The 6,259-nt window shown below is 57.6% G+C and carries 9 protein-coding genes and 1 pseudogene; 6 read left to right on the top strand and 4 right to left on the bottom strand.

The window, feature by feature from the left end:
• Window positions 1-4 precede the first annotated feature (4 nt).
• A complete protein-coding gene (locus FHX05_RS27980) occupies window positions 5-532 on the bottom strand; it encodes an AAA family ATPase (protein WP_246699132.1) in 528 nt (175 codons plus the stop codon).
• Between the two features lie 306 nt (window positions 533-838).
• On the opposite strand from FHX05_RS27980, the gene FHX05_RS27985 reads away from it, so the two are divergent.
• Together FHX05_RS27985 and FHX05_RS27990 are read left to right on the top strand one after the other, a co-directional pair.
• A complete protein-coding gene (locus FHX05_RS27985; RefSeq protein ID WP_183875972.1) occupies window positions 839-2,281 on the top strand; it encodes an RtcB family protein in 1,443 nt (480 codons plus the stop codon).
• A gap of 234 nt (window positions 2,282-2,515) precedes the next feature.
• A complete protein-coding gene (locus FHX05_RS27990) occupies window positions 2,516-2,836 on the top strand; it encodes a hypothetical protein (RefSeq protein WP_113240632.1) in 321 nt (106 codons plus the stop codon).
• A gap of 2 nt (window positions 2,837-2,838) precedes the next feature.
• Here the strand turns inward: FHX05_RS27990 and FHX05_RS30580 are convergent, their stop codons facing one another.
• Complete coding sequence (locus tag FHX05_RS30580) at window positions 2,839-3,423, bottom strand: transposase (RefSeq protein WP_348648350.1); 585 nt, start codon at window positions 3,421-3,423, stop codon at window positions 2,839-2,841.
• Between FHX05_RS30580 and FHX05_RS30900 the strand changes: the two genes are divergently transcribed.
• The 4 genes and pseudogenes from FHX05_RS30900 (at window position 3,422) to FHX05_RS30810 (ending at window position 5,108) form a co-directional block, all read left to right on the top strand.
• Window positions 3,422-3,916: a hypothetical protein gene (locus FHX05_RS30900; protein ID WP_348648351.1), complete on the top strand. Its 495-nt coding sequence runs from the start codon at window positions 3,422-3,424 to the stop codon at window positions 3,914-3,916. The genes FHX05_RS30580 and FHX05_RS30900 overlap by 2 nt on opposite strands.
• Before the next feature lie 405 nt (window positions 3,917-4,321).
• Window positions 4,322-4,543 carry a hypothetical protein gene (locus FHX05_RS30585; protein WP_246699134.1) on the top strand — a complete coding sequence of 74 codons (222 nt, stop codon included), beginning with the start codon at window positions 4,322-4,324 and terminating at the stop codon, window positions 4,541-4,543.
• 109 nt (window positions 4,544-4,652) lie between these two features.
• A pseudogene (locus tag FHX05_RS28000) lies at window positions 4,653-5,002 on the top strand (DUF1612 domain-containing protein); the annotation flags it as partial.
• On the top strand, window positions 4,980-5,108 hold the full coding sequence (locus FHX05_RS30810) for a hypothetical protein (RefSeq protein ID WP_281411899.1): 129 nt from the start codon (window positions 4,980-4,982) through the stop codon (window positions 5,106-5,108). The pseudogene FHX05_RS28000 and the gene FHX05_RS30810, both read left to right, overlap by 23 nt.
• A gap of 594 nt (window positions 5,109-5,702) precedes the next feature.
• Here FHX05_RS30810 and FHX05_RS28005 read toward each other — a convergent pair.
• Both FHX05_RS28005 and FHX05_RS28010 read right to left on the bottom strand, forming a co-directional pair.
• The gene (locus FHX05_RS28005; RefSeq protein WP_183875974.1) at window positions 5,703-5,987 is read right to left on the bottom strand and encodes a hypothetical protein; all 285 of its coding nucleotides are present in this window, start codon (window positions 5,985-5,987) and stop codon (window positions 5,703-5,705) included.
• A 63-nt stretch (window positions 5,988-6,050) separates the two neighbouring features.
• Window positions 6,051-6,259: transposase domain-containing protein (locus tag FHX05_RS28010; protein ID WP_183875976.1), on the bottom strand; the 209-nt coding region annotated here is incomplete at its 5' end.

Genomic DNA, 6,259 nt, shown 5'->3' on the forward strand with positions numbered 1-6,259 from the left:
CTATCTATGCTAAAAATGCACGGATATTCTCTGCATATGCGCGAATATCCTGCCTGCTCCTTAGGATCACTTTTGAAGCTGAGCATGCATCGAACAGCTTTTGATGTCCCAAATAGCAGGTCGAGGAGTTTTCCCGGTGGCGATATTCTCTCACCCAGTCGATAAGCTCTTGGAAACTCTCCTCGCTGCCCCCGCCTTGAATGCCTCTGGCTCTGATGTTGGCAACGCACTCTTCCTCTGGAAGATCAATCCAGACCAACGCGGTTACCCGTGACAACACGGCGTTCGCCAGCCAGCCGTATACGCCTTCCATCAACCAGGTCTCGGCTCTTCCGGCGTCGACAACCTCACTGAGCACGAGCTGGTTGTCTCTTGCGACACCATACTGACCGGAAACCCAACGCAAGTCGTCGAGATGAACAATAGGACGTTTGATGATGGCGGCGACTTCCCGAGCAAGCCATGTTTTACCTGTCCCACCGTTCCCAAAGATCAGTATCCGCCGAAGGTCTTCAAGATGTGCTGGGTGCAATGGTCTCTCCCACATTCAGGCGCCGCAGATTAGACTCGACGGTGAAATTCAATTCAATATCGAAAGCCGCAGCGGCGGCAGTTGCCCAGCGATTTGGGCTACCCTCGAATTTGCCCCACTTACCCCTTTTAGTAATTGGTGCAGATTTGTTGGCGCGGCGTTTCACCTGCCCGCGCACGGCCCCTTCGCTCGCATTCCCTCAGCATCAACTTGACAAAGAGATTGAGTTTTCGATCCCGCCATGCCATACGCTCTGGCACTCCGTATTGCCGCGGCTGCTGAACCCAGGCACTCACGGAGAACAACATGAACGCGCCATCATTCATCTGCCGCACCAGTAACATCGCTGGGCATGTCATCAGGTCGGTCGTAGCACACGACGAACCGGAGCGAAGTTTTTCACAATCACTAGCAGATCTTGCGAGCGCTCTGCCTACGCCTGGGGCGTTGGCTAAGAGGAATGCCTCGCTGCGTACGGCCGTCACAACCCCAGACTTTCATCCGGGCAAACCCGTTCCGGTTGGCGTGGTCGCAGACCTCGAAGGTGCGGTCCTGCCACACATGATCGGGTCTGACATCGGTTGCGGAATGCGCATGATCGTGCTCGAGGACGTTTCGGCCGACCAATTGTCGACCCCGCTTTTGGACCATCATCTTCGCCATCTCTTCTTCCAGGGAGGGCGGGACATCGCTTTGACGGGATCAGACCGGCACGCCATTCTACGCGAAGGTCTACCCGGGCTCATCGAGAACCTGGAACGGGCAAGCACAGGCTTACTCTCCAAACTGGATCTTTCGCGGACGTGGGCCGATCTCGAACGCCAGTCGGACAATGGCGTTTTCTCATGTGAGGGTATCGACCCTGATTTTGCGGATTATGCGCAGATCGATCATTGCCACCGCCGCGATGCTATGCTCGGAACGATCGGCGGCGGGAACCACTTTGTTGAACTCGGATATGTCGATCAGGTCGTCGATGGTGCATTTGCCAGGGCCGCCGGGCTGAAATCTGGCTCGGTCGTCCTTGTCGTCCATTCTGGCTCGCTCGACTTTGGCCAGCGAATTGGTACCGCAACGAAGGAAAGATTGAGGGCTGGCGCAGACGCTGGTGAAGATTGGCGGATACTATCCATGGAGCTGCACCCGCATCTCTACCGACGATATATGAATGGCCACGCAAATGCGGTAAATGCCGCTTTCGCCAACCGCTTCTTTATCGGCCTGGCGGCGATTGAGGCTGTCGCGCGTGTGTTGGGACGGGAGATCGCCCACCATCTCGTCTACGACGCCCCTCACAATACTGTTTGGGAAAGCGGAAATATCATCCGCCACAGGAAAGGTGCCTGCTCGGCCAAAGGCGTTGGATTTATGGCTTCCAGTCCATATGCATGGCTTGGTGAACCGGTCATCCTTCCCGGCTCGATGGGGGATGGTATTTGGTTGCTTGCGGGATGCGGTTCAGTCAACTTTCTGGAGTCGGCCGCCCATGGCGCGGGACGCAAGTTATCACGGCAGGAAGCACGCTCGAAAACGACTATCGACGGTTCATTGCGCGTGATCGGGCCCGTTGATCCGCAAAGCCCGACATTGCGAGCAAGGCAAGATATCGTGACTGAGATAGAGGCTCGCCTCAGAGAAGAGGCTCCAGGAGCATATAAGCCCATCGACAACATCGTGGCGCCAATGGCCGACGCAGGCATGATAAGAAGAGTGGCGAAAATCAGGCCGCTGATTACGGTGAAGGGATGACGCCGCGATAGCGATGGGCAGCGAGCTCTTCGTGGTCGATGAATATTGCATTGCGATCGGTGGCGCCATGCCGCGCTACCGATTATGCCCCCGTTAACCCGATCCACGTACGCGGAGCAAAAGGGGTGGCGGCGAGCAGAATTCAGCAGCTGAAGGATCCTGCGGGTCGTCGATGAGCCGGCATTGCGTCGATGCATTTTCGGAGCGACGATTGTCTTGTATGGAGGCATCGAGATGCACAAGATCAATCTTGACGGCTTGAGTGAATCGGAACTGATCGAGCTGCACGATCAGATCGTTGATCGACTGCATTTTCTGCATCAGCAAAAGACCACCCACGCGCTGCTCGAGCTGGCGATCGGTGAGCGTGTCATGTTCGAAGACAATAGCGGCCAGACGCAAGCGGGCATCGTGATCCGTCGGAACCGTAAGACGGTGACGGTGCACGCCGACAACGGACGCCAGTGGAATGTTTCCCCGCAGTTGCTGCGGAAAGAAAGCCGGGTTGAAGAAACACGGTCCGGCAAGCTGGTGCCGTTTTCGAGAAAAGGCTGATCTCAGTTTGTCGCCAGGACAAGGTCAGCCAGCGGCGGAATTGTCAATCCGGCGGAGGCAAGACCGAGGCGGTCACCAAGATAGGTATAAAATGAGATGCCGAGCTTCTGGCAGGTCTTCAGTAAGCCGAGCATGACGTCGCGAGCGATACGACCGTCAAGGCTCATCGTGCCACCGGAGATCTTTCGCTTGGTGACGAAGGTTCGCAGATCGTTCTCGGAGGCGTTGGTATGCAGTGGAATCTCGGGATGTTCGAGGACTTTGAGAAGTTCCCGTCCCCGTCGATGCAAGCGCACGAGCAACTTGTCGAGGGCGTCATAGCCGGTGCGCAGGGTGAAGATGCGATCGAACCGTCGTCGGAAAGCCGGGATTGCTTGCGGAGCGGGGTTTTGCTTCCAAGCCTTCAGCGCCCTGTAGAAACGCCAGACAAGGTCGCGAATGAGGGTGACAGCACGCACCTCCTTTGATTTGGCCGGCATCAGCTTTTGTAACAGACGCTCGCAATGGATCCAGCACAGGGCGTGGTTGCCGAACGCGGAACTGGCCAGCGTCGTCGGAGACAATGACCGTGTTGCCGAGCAGACCATGATGGCGGATCGTGCCCCAACTGCCGGCTTCGACAAGCGGGCGTATCAGTTGCCGGTCAAAGATATCAATACCTCTGCCAGTCAAGTACTCCAGGAAGGCAACCTGATCGGCAAAGATGGTGGTGGACCTGGTGGCGAGCTTTTCCATAGTCGTCTGCTCGACAGTACCCTGTGTCCGCAGCCAGTTCATCGCCTCCTCATTCAGGATATAGTCCTGATGGCCTGCCTTCAGGATCGACAGAAAGTTGAGCCGCGATTTGGAAAAACCGGTGCGGAAGGTGGAAAAGCGCTCGCCGCCGATCTGGGTGGTGTAAGCGTTGCGCCTGAAATGGCGGGCGCCGGTATCATCAACAGTGATGAAGGACGCCGAAACCAGCCCGGCATGCAGAACGGCACTGTCTTCCTCGACGAACGGCGTAAGGTCGGTGGTGAGCAATCGCACGACCTGTCGCTTCGAGATCTCGATGCCGATGCTGTTGAGAATCGCGGTTAGCCTGGGCGTCGTGACTTGCCCCTGCGCATGCAGCGCCAGACAGATCCGACGCAAGTTGCGACCAAAGCCGCAGGCGACGCCGTCTGGCAAGGGAGCCGTGATCAGTTTGCCCTGAGGCGTCAGCCAGCGCTCGCGCCTATAATGGACAAGTTCCGCGGCAAGTATCAGGTCGCGCACGAAGAAGCTTTTGTACCCTTTGAAACGTGAGCCTTCGGGTATGTCGGCCTTCAGCGTCACGGTGCGGGTGATCCGGTTCTTGTCGCGCTTAGGGCCGCGGGGCGGCTTGCCGGCTGTTCGATCATCACCAGGATTATCGCTGGCTGGATCTGTTGCCTTGTCCATACCCGATGGTCGAAACGGCGGACGCGGCGGCAGTTTCTTCAGCCGCGCGATCTCGTCACGCAATTGCTGGTTCTCAACCTTCAGGCGGACATTCTCCAACCGGAGTTCGGCATTGTCTTGCCGCAAGGCGTCATTCTCGGACCGCAGTGCCGCGACGTCGGCCTTCAGCGTGTGCAGCTCTTCGACAAGGCCGCCGACGAGCCGGCGCATCGCCACCAGCGACAGCGTCTCGACATGCTCAACGGACGGCAGTGGCTTCTCGCCCATAGCGAGAAGGAATCATGATTTGCCCGCCGGCGGAATCGGCCACGACAGTCGTCGGATTCAAGGCCGATGTTTATGCACAGCTAACTGCGTGCCCGTCGTTGTCAGCTCGGAAACTCCGGCGGCGCCACCCCTTCTGCCCCACGTACACTGGGACGACGAAGAGTGGCGCGGCGTGCTGCGCAAGGCCGACCATTTGCCGGCAGTGCTGCAGGCCATTGTCGTCCTCGATGCCTGGAATGAGCTTTCGGTCCTGCACCGTGCGCCGTGGCTCGGTCGGCTGCTGGTTGCGTCGATACTGTGTCGGGCCAGCATCGCCACCGGCGCTCACCTGACCGCCGTCAATCTCGGTCTTAAACCATTCCCACTGATCGGCGCCGGCACAGCGACCGCGAAATCAGGCTGCTCGCTATCGCGTGCGGCCGAATCGTAAGGGTCGAGATCGGCATGAAAGAACATGACCGGCCCTCATTGGATCGACTATCGCTTCGCAACGGGCGGCGGTGAGAAGAATGTCGGCACGGGGACTGTCGGCATGCCGGGCAGCCCGGAAGGGAACGGGAAGGGCTCCGGTGGTGGCGGGTAACGCCTGGAATTGTATTCCCACGTGCCTAGGTTCCAAAGATTGTCGATGTGGCGAAGGTACGTGATGGCTCGGTCCTCAGAATCCTGAACGATGTATGTCGGGTCTGTCTGTTGAGGGGAGCCTACGCTCTTGTCGAACATTCCAAAATTGACATTCCACGAGTCGCCGTTGATATCGCTTGCGATACGCTCGATGTCCTTCTGCCATTTCAAATAGACTGGCTCTGGATGATAGAACCTGAACCGAGCTGCCACGATGACCGCTAGGCCTCCCTTACGCTCTCCGATGAATTGAACTGGTGAGAACAATCCGGACATGTAGATGCGTTCAGCGACGTCGATGACCCGCTCGTCGTGATCCTCATCCCAGATGACCGCGAAGTCATGGATCTGGGCTTGATCCAGGGGTTCTCGCGCGACATCCCTCCACTCAGCGGTCCGGAAGACCGAATAGTGGGATCCCCGTCCAATATTGCCGATGGGAGATTCTTCGTAAGCGGTGTGCCAATCACACCTGACCACCAAACGCGGATTCGTTTTGAAGATCGGTTCCGACCCAAGGCGAGTGTGCGTTGATCGCGGTCAAGCCGCAAATTCACATGCTGTCGATAAAGGGGCGTTGGATGAGAACCCATTCGTCAGGATATGGCTCGTGATCCTGCCGGTGCTCCGTCTGGTACTCGCCCCAGCCCTGAAGCTTCCAGTATTTCGTCATGACATCGAAATGGCTATGCCCAGTTATCTCGCCAGCCTTAACAGCCCCCTTGCTAAGGAGCGCTCTGAAGCTGTCTCCCATTGGACCAGCAAGACAAAGGCCGGGGAGCAGTTGACCGTCTGGCTCGGGATCGAGCCAGATTTCGTGGACAAGTTCGTTTTTCATCGAAGTGTTTTACTTCACGAACCACCCTTCCGAAAGAGGCGATCGGACGCAACGGGGGAGCTACTACGTGTGGAAATTGCTTGCCATGCCCGGATAGTTCCACGGTAAAAGCTTATCGATGCGGGACTGCCTGTGGCCGTTGATGATGGCGGTCAGCGTGGCGGTCAAGTAGGCGAGCGGATCGACGGTATTGAGCTTGCATGTCTCGATCAGCGAGGCGATGATCGCCCAGTTCTCCGCTCCAGCGTCATGTCCGGCGAAGAGCGCGTTCT

It is taken from the genome of Rhizobium sp. BK491 (assembly GCF_014194925.1).
GTDB lineage: Bacteria > Pseudomonadota > Alphaproteobacteria > Rhizobiales > Rhizobiaceae > Rhizobium.

Bases quoted from the DNA above. Each gene is read 5' to 3' on its own strand.
- FHX05_RS27985 (WP_183875972.1), top strand. From the start codon at position 839: ATGAACGCGCCATCATTCATCTGCCGCACCAGTAACATCGCTGGGCAT.
- FHX05_RS27990 (WP_113240632.1), top strand. From the start codon at position 2,516: ATGCACAAGATCAATCTTGACGGCTTGAGTGAATCGGAACTGATCGAG.
- FHX05_RS30900 (WP_348648351.1), top strand. From the start codon at position 3,422: ATGATGGCGGATCGTGCCCCAACTGCCGGCTTCGACAAGCGGGCGTAT.
- FHX05_RS30580 (WP_348648350.1), bottom strand. From the start codon at position 3,423: ATGGTCTGCTCGGCAACACGGTCATTGTCTCCGACGACGCTGGCCAGT.
- FHX05_RS30810 (WP_281411899.1), top strand. From the start codon at position 4,980: ATGACCGGCCCTCATTGGATCGACTATCGCTTCGCAACGGGCGGCGGT.
- FHX05_RS28005 (WP_183875974.1), bottom strand. From the start codon at position 5,987: ATGAAAAACGAACTTGTCCACGAAATCTGGCTCGATCCCGAGCCAGAC.